Genomic DNA, 14090 nt, shown 5'->3' with positions numbered 1-14090 from the left:
GTCGGGCCGAGAAAACACCGACGCCCGGACCTGCTTGGCAGGACCGGGCGTCGGCGAGGAAGCTACTTGGCGTCGGCCTTCTTCTCGGCGCGCTTGCCGTAGCGGGCCTCGAAGCGGGCCACGCGGCCACCGGTGTCCAGGATCTTCTGCTTGCCGGTGTAGAACGGGTGGCACTGCGAGCAGACCTCGACGGTGATGTGACCGGATTCCTTGGTGGAACGGGTCTGGAACGTATTGCCGCAACCGCAGACGACGGTGGTGTCGACGTAGGTCGGGTGGATTCCTGCCTTCATGGGTGTCCTCTCGAAAATGGCGCCGGGTCGCTCGCGCGGATGGCGTCGAACGTGAACCGGAGCCGACTAGGCGGGATTGTCCGCGAACAGCGCGGACGCACGGCGATCCAGTATGCCAGATTCACCGACACGTCTATCGAACGCCCCCGCAGACCCGATTGTTCCCCGGCGAGTAATCCCCCTTCGCTATCGCCCCAGGAAGTGGGGGGACGCGCACCGGCAGCACTCGAGGAACCCTGAAGTCGGGTAGTCGGCTACTCAAGAATACGAACAGCTCCGTTCATAGTGTTGGAATCCGATGCACGTCGGCGTGCCGAGACATGGAAAGGAGATCCTGTGAACAGCCGGATGAACAACCGTGTGGCCTTCGCGGTGCTGGTCGCACTGGTCGTGGCTGTCGCGGCGGGATGGTTCGCCGCGCCGGGTGGCACGGACTCTCCGTCGTCGGCGGGCTCCGGCCTGCCCTCGGCATCGGGTTTCCCAGCGGAGATCCAGACCCCGGCCCACCCGGTGGACCAGCAACGACAGCACGCACCAGCATCCGACACCGCCCTGACGGCCGCCTCGCGGCGCACCTCGTTCGACGGCGCCGCGCTCATTCTCGCCTTTCTGATCGCGGGAGCCGCCGCGATCGGCGTCGTGTTCTTCTCCCCCGCCGCGATCCGAGGGCCGCGCAGTTCGCGCGCGGCCCCGGAAACGGCTCGAGGGCTCCACTGCGGTGGAGCCCTCGAGGCCGTGCTCACCGCCGCGCGGCGGTTCGGCGCATCACTCGTCGAGCGCGCCCGGCGCGGTCTTGGAGACCTGCATCAGGAACTCCAGGTTGTTCTTGCTCTTCTTCAGACGGTCGATCAGCAGGTCGATCGCCTGATGCGAGTCCAGGCCGGACAGTACGCGCCGCAACTTGTGCAGCACCGCGGCCTCGTCTGGGCTCAGCAGTAGTTCGTCCTTACGGGTACCGGACGGTGCGACGTCCACCGCCGGGAACACCCGCCGCTCCGCGATCTTGCGGTCCAGCTTGAGTTCGGCGTTACCGGTGCCCTTGAACTCCTCGAAGATCACCGTGTCGCCGGTCGAGCCGGTCTCCACCATGGCGGTGGCGATGATCGTCAGCGAGCCGCCGTTCTCGATGTTGCGGGCCGCGCCGAGGAACCGCTTGGGCGGGTACAGCGCGGTGGAATCCACACCACCGGAAAGGATTCGGCCCGAGGCAGGCGAGGAGTTGTTGTAGGCGCGACCCAATCGGGTGATCGAGTCGAGCAGCACGACGACGTCCTTGCCCATCTCCACCAGACGCTTGGCCCGCTCGATCGCGAGCTCGGCGACCGAGGTGTGGTCGGCGGGCGGACGGTCGAAGGTGGAGGCGATGACCTCACCCTTGACCGAGCGCTGCATATCGGTGACCTCTTCGGGCCGCTCGTCGACCAGCACCACCATCAGGTAGCACTCGGGGTTGTTGACCGCGATCGCATTGGCGATGTCCTGCATGATCGTGGTCTTACCGGCCTTGGGCGGGGACACGATCAGCGCGCGCTGGCCCTTACCGATCGGCATGATCAGGTCGATGACGCGGGTGGTCAGCTTGTTCGGGGTGGTCTCGAGCCGCAGCCGCTGGTTCGGGTACAGCGGGGTGAGCTTGTTGAAGTCGGGCCTGCGCTTGGCCGCCTCGACGTCACCGCCGTTGACGGTGTCCAAACGGACCAGCGGATCGAACTTCTGCCGCTGATTCGACTGCTCACCGTCGCGCGGGGCGCGCACCGCACCGGTGATCGCGTCACCGCGGCGCAGTCCGTTCTTGCGGACCAGGTTCATCGAGACGTACACGTCGTTCGGGCCGGCCAGGTAGCCGGAGGTGCGCACGAACGCGTAGTTGTCGAGCACGTCGAGGATGCCCGCGACCGGCTGCAGCACGTCGTCCTCGCGGATCTCGAGCTCGCGAGCCTCGCCGCCGCCACCCTCACGGTCGCGGCTGCGCCTGCGCTCGCGGAACCGGCGTCCGCGCCTGCCGCGGCCGCCTTCCTCGTCGTCACCGCCACGGTTGTCGCCGCGGCCGTCGCGCCCACCGGCGTTCTGGCCGCGGTCACCGGACTGGCCCTGCTGCTGGCCACGGTCGCGACGACGTTCGCCGCCGTCGCTTTCCGGTTTGGCCTCTTCGGTGCGGGTCTCGGTGGCGGTGTCACCGCCGCCGGCGTTGCCGCGGGCCTGATCGGCGTTGCCGCGCGCTTGGTCGCGGCCGCGACGCTGCCTGCCACGGCCACGCTGGCCCTGCTCACGACCGGACTCGTCGGAGTTCTCGGCGGCGGGCGCTGCGCTCTCGGCAGCGTTGTCGGCGGAATTCTTCTCGGAAGTCTTGGCGCGCGCGTCCTTGGCCGCGTCGGCGGGCGGTGCCTGGGTGGCCGTGGCCGCGGCGGGCTGCGAGTCCTGAGCGGGCGCGGTGTTCTGCGCGGCGGGTTCCTTCGCGGGCGCGACGTCCAGCGTCGGCTGCTCGGCGCGGGCCGCGGCCGCGTTCTTCGCCTCGGTCTTGGTGGCGGACTTGGCGGAACCGCGCGCGGGCTTGTCCGCGGCCGCCGCCTTCCCGGCCTGATTTTCCTTGATGGCGGCGATCAGATCGCCCTTGCGCATACCGGAGGTCCCTCGGATACCGAGCTCCCCCGCGAGTGCGCGCAACTGCGGCAACAACATTCCAGTCAGCCCCGATCGTGCGACGTCGGTGTGTTCGCTCATCTTCGAAATCTGTCCGGAGTCACTATCGCGGTCTCCCGAGGCCTGCGGGTTGGAATCCACCCCGGGTGTCGCGAGCAGGTCCGTATCTGTCACGGAGATCCTTTCCTTCCCTCGATGGGCCGTGTGCTGTGTCGAGGGTTCGTTCCGCAGTCCGGTCGCTGTGCCGGGCTCGGATGTGTAGCCGTATCGCCTGCTCCGTCGGAGTCGGAGGCTTCGCCACCGATCATGAAAAAGGTGGGAGAGATCATTCCAGTTGCGCAGCTCCGCAACACCCCCATGGCCTGGAGGCTCGAGCCTGGAGCCTGCTGGAGCGATTGCCCTGATGAAGCACCGGCGTCTGACGCGCACGATGTACGGACTTGCCCAGGATAGCTGGCAACTGTGAGCCTCGGCAAGGTGGACTCGCCGTCAGTGGATGCCGACGCCCTCGGCGAGTCCGGGCTCGACCACCCGCAGACCGTCGGCCACGGCCTGTTCGCGCAGCTCGGCGGGGAAATCCGAGGTGGTAAGGGCCAGGATCGTCGGGCCGGCACCGGAGACGGTCGCGGCGATTCCGGCAGCCCGCAACCGGGCGATCCAGGCGGTGGTCAGCGGCAGCGCGGGCGCACGCTGGGCCTGGTGCAGGCGGTCGGCGGTGGCGGGCATGAGCAGATCCGGGCGCTCGGTCAGCGCCACCACGGCCAGCGCGGCCCGGCTGACGTTGAACGCGGCGTCACCGTGTGGGACCACCTCGGGCAGCAGGCCACGGGTGTGCGCGGTCGATGACCGGTCCTCCGGGATCAGCACCACCGGGCGCAGCGCCGGATGCGGGGTCACCCGCACCGCGCGGTAGGCGCGGTTGTGGTGTTCCACCGTGGCACCGTCCAGGCCGGCGTCGGCGGCGCGATCGGTTTCCGACCAGGACACCACGATGCCGCCGAGCACGCTGGCCGCCGCGTTGTCGGGATGGCCCTCGAACTCCGAGGCCAGCTGCACCAGCCGGTCGGTGTCGACGGTCGACGCTGGATCGAATTTCGCCGCGAGCCCACAGCCCGCGGCCAAACCGCCGACGACCGCGGAGGCCGACGAGCCGAGACCACGGGAATGCGGAATCACGTTGCGGCACACCACATCGAGACCGTCGGCCCACACCCCGGCCGCTTCCAGTCCGCGCTCGATCGCGCGGACCACCAGATGCGAAGGGCCCCAAGGCACGTCGTCGGCGCCCTCACCCTCCACCCGGATGGTGAGACCGGTGCTCGTGGTGCGCACCTCGATCTCGTCGTAGATGCCCAATGCCATACCGAGCGAATCGAATCCGGGACCGAGGTTGGCGCTGGACGCGGGCACCCGCGCGGTCACCGACAATCCGGCGGGCAGCGTCCTGGTCATCACCTGGCTCTCGCGCGCGGTCAACTCAGGCCAGCTCGAGTTCGGCGGCGACCGCGACCGGGTCGACCGGGATCGCCTGGACCTGGGGCATGCCCAGCAGCGCGGTATCGGGGTCCTTGAGACCGTTGCCGGTCACCGTGCACACCACGGTCAGCCCGGAATCGAGCCAGCCCTCCTTGCGCGCCGCGAGCAGCCCCGCAACGCTGGCCGCCGACGCGGGCTCGACGAACACGCCCTCGGTCGCGGCGACGAGCCGGTAAGCCTCGAGGATCTCCTCGTCGGTGGCCGCGCGGAAGGCGCCACCCGACTCGTCCTTGGCCTCGACCGCGCTGTTCCACGAGGCCGGGGCGCCGATCCGGATGGCGGTGGCGATGGTCTCGGGGTCCTTCACCGGCGCGCCGTTGACCAGCGGGGCCGCACCGGCGGCCTGCACGCCGAGCATGCGCGGCAGCGAGTCGGTGATGCCGTCGGCCCGGTATTCGCGGTAGCCGCGCCAGTAGGCGGTGATGTTGCCGGCATTGCCGACCGGGAGCACATGTACATCGGGCGCCTTGCCGAGCACATCGCAGATCTCGAACGACGCCGTCTTCTGGCCTTCGATGCGCGCCGGGTTCACCGAGTTGACCAGTCCGACCTCGGGGAACTCCGAGGTCACCTTGCGGGCCAGCTCGAGGCAGTCGTCGAAGTTGCCCTGTACCTGGATGACCTTCGCGCCGAGCATGACGGCCTGGGCCAGCTTGCCCATCGCGATCTTGCCCTCGGGGATCAGCACCGCACAGCTCATGCCAGCGCGGGTGGCGTAGGCCGCCGCCGAGGCCGAGGTGTTGCCGGTGGAGGCGCACAGCACGGCCTTCTGGCCGCGGTACTTGGCATCGGTGATGGCCATGGTCATGCCGCGGTCCTTGAACGAACCGGTCGGGTTGAGGCCCTCGACCTTCAGGTAGACCTCGCAGCCGGTCAGCTCGGACAGATGCGTCGCGGGCACCAGCGGAGTACCGCCCTCGAAGAGGGTGACCGGCTCCCAATCGGCACCGACCGCGAGCCGATCGCGGTAGGCCGTGATCAGACCCGGCCACCGGGAGTGCACTCCGGTCTGGTGGGCCACTCCCGCTGTCGAACTCATTCTTCGGTGCCTTCCAATCTCAAAACGCTGGTCACGGAGGTGACGGACGGCAGTTCCGCCAGCGCGGACACAGTATCCGCGAGCGCCGACTCCGTCGCATGGTGGGTGACGACGACCAGGCGCGCACCCGCGCCATGGCCTTCCTGACGCACGGTCGAGATGCTCACCCCGTGATCGGCGAACTCACCGGCGACCGCCTGTAGGACGCCGGCGCGGTCGGCGACCTGGAGGTTCACGTGGTAGCGGGTGGGTGTATCGCCGATCGGCGCGATCGGCAGCTCAGCATAAACCGATTCACCGGGCGCGCGGCCACCGTAGAACTTGTTGCGCGCGGCCATCACCAGATCACCCAGCACCGCGGACGCGGTGGGAGCGCCACCGGCGCCCTGGCCGTAGAACATCAGGCGGCCCGCGTTCTCGGCCTCCACGACGACGGCGTTGAACGCGCCGTTGACGGCGGCCAGGGGGTGTTCGCGCGGGATGAGCGCCGGGTAGACGCGCACCGAGACCCGCTCCTTACCGCCCTCGTCGGGTCCGGGTTCGCCGGGGCCCGCGGGCACGCGCTCACAGATGGCGAGCAGCTTCACCGTGCAGCCGACCGCGGAGGCGGTCTCCAGGTCCTCGGAGGTGATCTTGGAGATGCCCTCGCGGTAGACGTCGGCGGCGGTGACCCGGGTGTGGAAGGCCAGCGAGGCCAGGATCGCGGCCTTGGCGGCGGCGTCGAAGCCCTCGACGTCGGCGGTCGGGTCGGCCTCCGCGTAGCCGAGGCGGGTCGCCTCGGCGAGGGTGTCGTGGTAATCGGCGCCGGTCTCATCCATCGCGGAGAGGATGAAGTTGGTGGTGCCGTTGACGATGCCGACCACCTTGTTCACCCGGTCGCCGGACAGCGACTGGATCAGCGGACGCACCACCGGGATGGCGCCGGCGACGGCGGCCTCGAAGTAGAGGTCGGCCCGGCTGCGTTCGGCGGCGGCCGCGAGTTCACCGGTGTAATCGGCCAGCAGCGCCTTGTTCGCGGAGATCACGGACTTGCCCGCGTTCAGGGCGGCCAGGATCAGGCCGCGGGCGGGGTCGATGCCGCCCATGACCTCGACGACCAGGTCGACATCGGCGCGCGCGACGAGTGCTTCGGCATCGGTGGTCAGCAGTTCGGCCGGGATCCCGCGATCGCGGTCCAGGTCGCGCACGGCGACACCGCGCAACACGACCGGAGCACCGACCCGCGACCGCAGATCATCGGCGTGGTCCCGGAGAATGCGCACGACCTCGGTGCCGACGTTGCCCATACCGAGCACCGCCACGCCGATCGGCCGTTCGTTTCCCCAGGTGCCGTTCTTCGCGGCCACAGCCGCGCCGGCATCATTCGCCTCGGTCACGTTGATTGCACCTCCACCTTGCTCATCACGTCGTACATCAGACCTCGAGTCCGATCAGGTCCGCGACGGTCTCGCGGCGCAGCAGCAGTCGTGCCTGTCCGTCGCGGACGGCGACCACCGCGGGCCGGGTCAGCATGTTGTACCGGCTCGACATCGAGTAGCAGTACGCACCGGTCGCGGCCACCGCGACCAGATCACCCGGACCGGCATCGGCCTGCATCCAGGTGTCCCTGATGACGATATCCCCACTCTCACAATGCTTTCCGACGACGCGAGCGACCACCGGCTCGGCATCGGAGGCGCGCGAGACCAGGCGGCAGTCGTAGTCGGCCTGGTACAGCGCGGGGCGGATGTTGTCGCTCATCCCGCCGTCCACGCTGACGTAGCGCCGCCGCAGGCCGCCGTCGAGCGAGACGTCCTTGATGGTGCCGACCTCGTACAGGGTGACGGTGCCGGGGCCTGCGATGGCACGTCCCGGCTCCACCGCGATGACCGGCTCCGGCAGCCCGGCGCGCTCGGCCTCCTGGGCGACGAGCTTGCGGAGGTTGGCGGCGAACTCGTCCAGCGGCGGCGGATCGTCCGCCTCGAGATACGAAATACCAAGCCCGCCACCGAGATCCAGGATCGCGATCTGCGCGGTGCGCTCGGCGCCGAATGTGTCGACCGCGTCGCGCAGCAGTCCGAGCATGCGGCGCGCGGCGATCTCGAAACCGTCGATCTCGAAGATCTGCGAGCCGATATGGCTGTGCAGACCGACCAGACGCAGATTGTCGGCCTCGAAGACCCGGGCCAGCGCCTGCATGGCGTCGCCGCCCGCGATGGAGAAGCCGAACTTCTGGTCCTCGTGCGCGGTCGAAATGTATTCGTGGGTATGGGCTTCCACGCCGACGGTGACGCGCACCAGCACGTCCTGCACCACACCGGCGCGCCCGGCGACGGCCTCGAGCCGTTCGATCTCGATCAGCGAGTCGACCACCACATGCCCGACTCCGGCCGCGACCGCGGCCTCCAGCTCGGCGACGGATTTGTTATTGCCGTGCAGGGCGATTCGCTCGGCGGGGAAGCCGCCGTTGAGCGCGACGGCGAGCTCACCGCCGGAACACACGTCCAGCGACAGGCCCTCGTCGCGGATCCAGCGCGCGACCTCACCGCACAGGAACGCCTTGGAGGCGTAGTGCACCTTGGCGTTGGGGCCGAACGCGCGCACCATATCGCGGCAGCGGGAACGGAAATCGTCCTCGTCGATGACGAACAGCGGCGTGCCGAATTCGGCGGCCAGTTCGGTGACCGGGATGCCGGCCAGCCGGACCACGCCGTCCTCGCCGCGGGTGGCGTTGCGCGGCCACACGTGCGCGGGCAGCTCGATGAGCTGCTTCGGGTCGGCCGGGCGCTGCGGCAGGTTGGGGGCGTGCGGGATTTCGGCGTGCCGGGGTCCGGCAGGATGGGCGCTCACTAGTTCTCCTCCGTTGCCGGTGCGTTCGATGCCTGGTGCAGGGTGCTCACATGCGCTCCGGTGCGGAGACGCCGAGCAGGGCCAGGCCGTTGGCCAGCACCTGCTTGGTGGCGTTCACCAGCGCGAGGCGGGCGACGTTGGTCGGCGAGACCGGTTCGTCGCCCAGCGGCAGCACGCGCAGGGACTTGTTGGTCTGGAACGGGTGATAGGCCCCGGCCAGTTCCTCCAGGTAGCGGGCGATGCGATGCGGCTCGCGCAGGCTCGCGGCGCTGGCGACCACCCGCGGGAATTCGCCGATGGTGCGGATGAGCGCGCCCTCCTCGTCGGCGGTGAGCAGCGAGAAATCGGGCTCGACGGTGCCGTACTCGGGGAATTCGGCGGCATTGCGGCCGATGGAAGCGGCGCGGGCGTGCGCGTACTGCACGTAGTAGACCGGGTTGACGCTGTCCTGTTTGGTCCACAGATCCAGGTCGATGTCCAGGCTCGAATTCACCGAGCTGCGCACCAGCGAATAGCGTGCGGCGTCCACGCCGATGGCCTCGACCAGGTCGTCGAGGGTGACGACGGTGCCGGCACGCTTACTCATCCGCACCGCGACGCCGTCGCGCAGCAGGTTCACCATCTGACCGATGAGCACCTCGACGGTGGCCGGATCGTCGCCGAACGCGGCGGCGGCGGCCTTCAACCGGCCGATGTAGCCGTGGTGGTCGGCACCGAGCATGTAGATGCACAGGTCGAAGCCGCGGGCCCGCTTGTTCTGGAAATAGGCGATGTCACCGGCGATGTAGGCGGCATTGCCGTCGCTCTTGATGACGACGCGGTCCTGATCGTCGCCATATTCGGAGCTGGCGATCCACCAGGCGCCATCCTTTTCGTACAGGTCGCCGGAGTTCTTGAGGGTGTTCACCGCCTCCTCGACCGCACCGGAGGCGAACAGCGAGCTCTCGTTGAAGTACACGTCGAAGTCGGTGCCGAAATCGTGCAGCGTCTTCTTGATGTGGGCGAACATCAGCTCCACGCCCTCGGCGCGGAACCGCTCCAGGCGCAGTTCGGGCTCGATATCGAGCACACCGGGATGCTCGGCGACGATCTTGTCCGCGATCTCCCTGATGTAGGCGCCCGCGTAACCCTTCTCCGGGGTCGGAGCGCCGGTGGCGGCCGCGACCAGCGATTCGGCGAAGCGGTCGATCTGCGCGCCGTGATCGTTGAAGTAGTACTCGCGCACCACCTCGGCGCCCTGGGCGGCGAGAATGCGGCCGAGCGCGTCACCGACGGCGGCCCAGCGGGTGCCGCCGAGGTGCACGGGACCGGTGGGGTTGGCGGAGACGAACTCGAGGTTGATCTTGGTGCCGGCGAGGGTGTCGGCGGTGCCGTAGGCCGCGCCTGCCGTGCGGACCTGCTCGAGAATCGCGCCCTGCGCGGAAGCGGCCAGGCGGATGTTCAGGAATCCGGGGCCGGCGACCTCGGCCGCGGCGACGGCGTCGGTGGCGTCCAGCGCTTCGGCCAGCCAGGTGGCCAGCTCACGCGGATTGGTACCGGCCTTCTTGGCGACACGCATGGCCAGATTCGTGGCATAGTCGCCGTGTTCCGGATTACGGGGACGCTCCACGGTGACCTCGTCGGGCAGGACCGCCGGGTCCAGTCCACGTTCGACAAGCACCTTCGCCGCGGTCGCGTGAAGGAGATCTGCAAGGTCAGCTGGAGTCACGAGTCTCTATCCTATGGTCTGGGCAGGTGTGCACCACGAGTGGGCACCAGGTGTTCGTCCTCACGCGGGCACCGCGCACACGACCGTCCACCACGTCGAAAGAGCACGATCAGCGATGCCGAGCAAGACCAGCGCCACGTCGGCCAAGGCCGTGAAGGCCGCGGGAAAGGCGGCGCCCGGCCGGAAAAAGGGCAGCGGCAAGGGTAAAGGTACACGTCAGCGCCAGATTCCCTGGCTGGCCATCGGGGCCGCCGCCGTGATCATCGCGCTGATCGGCGCCCTGGCCTACAACCTGGTACCGAAGTACCAGGAAGCGGCGGAACTGGAGAAGTTCACCCCCAGCGAGGACAACCAGGACCCATCGCTCGCCATCGACGGCGTGGTGAAGAAGGAATACCCGGCCGGCCTGCACATCCAGCCGAATCAGCGGGTGGCCTACGACCAGAGCCCGCCCTTCGGCGGCCCGCACGACAGTTCCTGGGCCACCTGCACCGGCATCGTCTACGACAAGCCGATCCGGGTGGAGAACGCCGTGCACTCGCTCGAGCACGGCGCGGTGTGGATCACCTACAACCCGGACAAGGTCGACGCCGCGGGGATCGAGACGCTGGCGAGCAAGGTCAAGGGCGAGCAGTACACGATGATGTCGCCCTACCCCGGCCAGGATTCGGCCGTCGCACTGCAATCGTGGGGGCATCAGCTCAAGCTCGACAGCGCCGACGACAAGCGCGTCGGCCAGTTCATCACCGCGCTGCGGCTGAACTCCTATGCCTACCCCGAGGTCGGCGCGGACTGCTCGACAATCGTCTTCGACACCGAGAACCCGCCGCCGTTCGACCCCACTCCCCCCGGCCCCGACGCGGTGCCGATGGACGGTGGCGGCATCACGCCAGATCCGACCGAACTGGGCGGCATGCCGGGCGGGGTGCCCGGTGTCCCCGGCGTTCCCGGCATCCCCGGTCTGCCGGGTGGTCTGCCCGGTATGCCCGGCGGTGCGCCGGTGCCGGGTGGTGCGCCCGTTCCGCAGGCTCCGCAGGGCGCCCAGCCGGGCGCGGGCCAGTAGATGGGATCGACGGAGCTGCCGAAGGACTCCGAGGAGACCGCGGCCCGGGCTTCCGGTACGGATACCGACAGCGCGGCCGACTCCGATGTCGCCGCCCGAGGTGATGTTCCCGAGACCGGTAACGACGAGGAATCGGCAGAGGACGACTCCGGCTTCGCCGGGCAGGTCCGGCGCCAGCGCACGGCCCTGCTGGTGATCGGCGTCATCGGGGCGATGGTGCTCGGCTTCGCCATCGGGGTGCTGGCCCGTCAGCCGCTGGACCGTGATTCCGGGCCCTCCCCCAGCGCCGTCGACGTCGGGTTCAGCCAGGACATGTCGGCTCATCACGCCCAAGCGGTGGAGATGGCGGGGGTGGCGCTGATCCGGTCCGGCGATCAGGATGTGCGGCGGCTGGCCTACGACATCCTCACCACCCAGCAGAACCAGGTCGGCCGGATGCAGGGCTGGTTGCAACTGTGGGGCGAACCCGCCCGCGCGGTCGACGGCTACATGGGCTGGATGACCGAGCACGCCGGCGGCCACGACCACACGGGCACCGGCCAGACCTCGCCGCACGCCACCGAGGGACCGATGCGCGAGATGCCGGGAATGGCGAGCCCCGAGGAGCTGTCGGCGCTGCGCCGGGCCGAAGGCACCGAGCTGGATGTGCTGTTCCTGCAACTGATGCTGCGCCACCACCAGGGCGGGCTGCCGATGATCCAGTACGCCGCCACCTACGCCGAGACAGCGGCGGTGCGGACCCTGGCGAGCAACATGGACCAGACCCAGCAGGGCGAATCCCAGCTGATGACCGGCATGCTCACCGCCCGCGGCGCCGCTCCCCTGCCGCTGAACTGAGCCGCTTTTGGCACACGGCCGACGGATGCGATACGCTTTGGGCCGCCCGATCGGACGGCCCTCCCGGCCCCGACCGGCCCGATCCCCGCCCTCGTAGCTCAGGGGATAGAGCGTCTGCCTCCGGAGCAGAAGGCCGCAGGTTCGATTCCTGCCGAGGGCACAGCACGAAAGACCCCGACCAGCGTTTCGCCGGTCGGGGTCTTTCTCGTTCAGGCTCTCAGGTGGCCGATCCCCGCCCCAGATGGGTCACCCCAGCGAATCCGCCAGTCGAGCGTGCAGATCCAACAACTGCGGGATCTGCTCGGCCGGGCGCCTACCGAAACCGCATTCGGTGGCGATACCGAAATCGGGGACGACGGCCGCGGCCGCCTCGATCCGCCGCCGTCCGCCGGCGAACCCGTCACCGGCGTGCACCACACCGAGGTACAGCGTGGTGCTGGGTGCGAGGCGGAGATCGGCCAGCGGCGCGAAGTACGCGGCGTCGGCACGATCGCGCGGCACCGGCAGATGAATCCACTCCACCGGCCGGTTCGCAGCCGATGCGATGCCGTTGGCGACCGCCACCAGCGTCGACGTGTCGGCGGGTTCGACGAAATGGCGATGGCCGAAATCGCCGTAGCACAGGTGATATCCGAGCTCCACGCCCTCGGGAACGGCGGCGCCCAACCGGACCAGCCGCTCGGTGACGCCCGCCAGCAACTGGTCGTAGCCGGACCCGAACCAGGACGGGAACACCCCTTCGAAGAGAGCGAACTCGACCGCGGCATCCCACTGGATCGCCAGATCGCGCGCCGGGACCTCGGCCACGATCATCTCCAGCTCAGCGAGCAGCGCGGCCTCGTAGCGCCGCTCCAATTCCGCCTGCGGACCGGCCGTGAAAGCACCGATCACCGCGATCGGCGAGGGCAAGCTCACCTGGAACCGGATACCGCCGTCGATCACCCCGTCGGCGCGCAACCGTTCGAAGACCTTCCACGATTCCACCGCGGCCTCGGCGTAGCCGAGCGGGCCGAGGTCGATCGAGAGCGGATCGACACCAGGCCGCGGTCGCACCCGCTCGCTCGGCCCGTACTCCGGGCTCGGCGGCGGCACCGTCATCAGATCAGGATGAGCCTGAAGGCAGGCCAGCTGCCAGACGACCCAGTTGTCGCGAATGCCGGTTTCACCGTCGGGTATCCGGGCAACTCGCCTACCGAGGCGAGCGGACACCTGGCGGAACACGGCTTCGGGGCCATCCATCGGCACGCTGCCGCACAAGTGAATTCCGCGTCCGACCATGACTACCTCCAGCTTTCCCGGCGTGCACGCCCGGCACCGGCGCAGGCGCCCGAACAGCCTGACACCGGACCGGGATCCACGTTTCCCAGTGCTGGTGACGCTCGCCCTGTGGCGTGCCTGCGGTCATCGAGCCGGACGCGGACAGCGGGCACCGGGTGTCGTAATGTTCCACGCACACCCCGGGGATAGGGAGGACGAACCCACATGACGTACCCACCAGCAGGACAGCCGCCGCACGGGCAGCAGCCCCCGTACGGGCAGCAGCCGCCGTATGGTCAGCAGCCGTACGGGCAGCAGCCGCCGCCGTACGGGCAGCAGCCGCAGTACGGGCCGCAGCCGGGCCAGTATCCGCCGCAGGGCGGGTTCCCGCAGCCCGGCGGGTACCCGCCGCAGCAGCCGCCCAAGAAGAAGACCGGCCTGATCGTCGGCCTCGTGGTGCTCGCACTCGTGGTGGTGGGCGGCATCACCACCGGCATCGTGCTCACCATGCAGGGCAAGACGCCGCTGGCCTCGGACGAGAAGCAGATCGAGAACTCGATCCGCGAGTTCTACGACACCATGGAGAACGAGGGCATCATCGCCGCGGCCGAGCTGTCGTGCGCGGCCGACCGGGCCGAGTTCGACAAGGCCTCGCAGAGCGAGAAGGACATGATGGACAAGGCGTCCTTCTCGATCGAGATCGACAAGGTCGACAACGTGGTGATCACCGGCGACAAGGCCACCGCGAAGGTCACCGGCACGTTCAGCATTTCCATGCCCGGTGAGGACAGCACCGACCCGGAGAACACCTCGGACGAGACGCTTGCCAAGGAAGACGGCAAGTGGAAGATCTGCTCGGACTCCGACGACAACAACTGATCCGCCGCC

11 protein-coding genes and 1 tRNA gene are annotated in these 14090 nt (G+C 69.0%); 4 read left to right on the top strand and 8 right to left on the bottom strand.

Features of this window, described 5'->3' with window-relative positions:
• Positions 1 to 62 precede the first annotated feature (62 nt).
• The 7 genes from rpmE to argS form a co-directional block, all read right to left on the bottom strand.
• Positions 63 to 293, bottom strand: coding sequence for a 50S ribosomal protein L31 (gene rpmE, locus GV790_RS14760; RefSeq protein ID WP_036533791.1), 231 nt, complete (start codon positions 291 to 293; stop codon positions 63 to 65).
• A 765-nt stretch (positions 294 to 1058) separates the two neighbouring features.
• Complete coding sequence (gene rho, locus GV790_RS14755; RefSeq protein ID WP_309138999.1) at positions 1059 to 3107, bottom strand: transcription termination factor Rho; 2049 nt, start codon at positions 3105 to 3107, stop codon at positions 1059 to 1061.
• Positions 3108 to 3422: 315 nt separating this feature from the next.
• Positions 3423 to 4385, bottom strand: a complete 963-nt coding sequence (gene thrB / locus GV790_RS14750) for a homoserine kinase (protein ID WP_163813951.1) — start codon at positions 4383 to 4385, stop codon at positions 3423 to 3425.
• 25 nt (positions 4386 to 4410) lie between these two features.
• Positions 4411 to 5508: a threonine synthase gene (gene thrC, locus GV790_RS14745; protein ID WP_163813925.1), complete on the bottom strand. Its 1098-nt coding sequence runs from the start codon at positions 5506 to 5508 to the stop codon at positions 4411 to 4413.
• Positions 5505 to 6854 (bottom strand): homoserine dehydrogenase, encoded by a 1350-nt coding sequence (locus tag GV790_RS14740; protein ID WP_280211048.1) that lies wholly within the window; start codon positions 6852 to 6854, stop codon positions 5505 to 5507. The genes thrC and GV790_RS14740 overlap by 4 nt, the downstream gene beginning before the upstream one ends.
• Positions 6855 to 6921: 67 nt before the next feature.
• Positions 6922 to 8337 (bottom strand): diaminopimelate decarboxylase, encoded by a 1416-nt coding sequence (lysA, locus tag GV790_RS14735; RefSeq protein WP_163813923.1) that lies wholly within the window; start codon positions 8335 to 8337, stop codon positions 6922 to 6924.
• A gap of 46 nt (positions 8338 to 8383) precedes the next feature.
• A complete protein-coding gene (argS, locus tag GV790_RS14730; protein ID WP_163813922.1) occupies positions 8384 to 10045 on the bottom strand; it encodes an arginine--tRNA ligase in 1662 nt (553 codons plus the stop codon).
• Positions 10046 to 10160: 115 nt separating this feature from the next.
• Here argS and GV790_RS14725 point away from each other — a divergent pair, with 115 nt between their 5' ends.
• The 3 genes from GV790_RS14725 (at position 10161) to GV790_RS14715 (ending at position 12105) form a co-directional block, all read left to right on the top strand.
• Complete coding sequence (locus tag GV790_RS14725; RefSeq protein WP_163813921.1) at positions 10161 to 11108, top strand: DUF3105 domain-containing protein; 948 nt, start codon at positions 10161 to 10163, stop codon at positions 11106 to 11108.
• Positions 11109 to 11945, top strand: coding sequence for a DUF305 domain-containing protein (locus tag GV790_RS14720; protein ID WP_163813920.1), 837 nt, complete (start codon positions 11109 to 11111; stop codon positions 11943 to 11945).
• 87 nt (positions 11946 to 12032) lie between these two features.
• Positions 12033 to 12105: transfer RNA gene (locus GV790_RS14715), tRNA-Arg, on the top strand.
• Between the two features lie 86 nt (positions 12106 to 12191).
• Here the strand turns inward: GV790_RS14715 and GV790_RS14710 are convergent.
• Positions 12192 to 13043 (bottom strand): hypothetical protein, encoded by an 852-nt coding sequence (locus GV790_RS14710; RefSeq protein ID WP_218586418.1) that lies wholly within the window; start codon positions 13041 to 13043, stop codon positions 12192 to 12194.
• Positions 13044 to 13427: 384 nt separating this feature from the next.
• Between GV790_RS14710 and GV790_RS14705 the strand changes: the two genes are divergently transcribed.
• Entirely contained in the window at positions 13428 to 14081 is a 654-nt protein-coding gene (locus GV790_RS14705; protein WP_163813918.1) for an Rv0361 family membrane protein, read from the top strand.
• Positions 14082 to 14090 lie beyond the last annotated feature (9 nt).

The organism is Nocardia cyriacigeorgica, assembly GCF_010858045.1.
GTDB classification, from domain to species: Bacteria; Actinomycetota; Actinomycetes; order Mycobacteriales; family Mycobacteriaceae; genus Nocardia; species Nocardia cyriacigeorgica_E.
The sequence above is the reverse complement of the archived record's forward strand: the minus strand, read 5'-3'. Positions and strand labels throughout refer to the sequence as shown.

Bases quoted from the DNA above. Each gene is read 5' to 3' on its own strand.
- rpmE (WP_036533791.1), bottom strand. From the start codon at position 293: ATGAAGGCAGGAATCCACCCGACCTACGTCGACACCACCGTCGTCTGC.
- GV790_RS14725 (WP_163813921.1), top strand. From the start codon at position 10,161: ATGCCGAGCAAGACCAGCGCCACGTCGGCCAAGGCCGTGAAGGCCGCG.
- GV790_RS14720 (WP_163813920.1), top strand. From the start codon at position 11,109: ATGGGATCGACGGAGCTGCCGAAGGACTCCGAGGAGACCGCGGCCCGG.
- thrC (WP_163813925.1), bottom strand. From the start codon at position 5,508: ATGAGTTCGACAGCGGGAGTGGCCCACCAGACCGGAGTGCACTCCCGG.
- GV790_RS14710 (WP_218586418.1), bottom strand. From the start codon at position 13,043: ATGACGGTGCCGCCGCCGAGCCCGGAGTACGGGCCGAGCGAGCGGGTG.
- GV790_RS14705 (WP_163813918.1), top strand. From the start codon at position 13,428: ATGACGTACCCACCAGCAGGACAGCCGCCGCACGGGCAGCAGCCCCCG.
- thrB (WP_163813951.1), bottom strand. From the start codon at position 4,385: ATGACCAGGACGCTGCCCGCCGGATTGTCGGTGACCGCGCGGGTGCCC.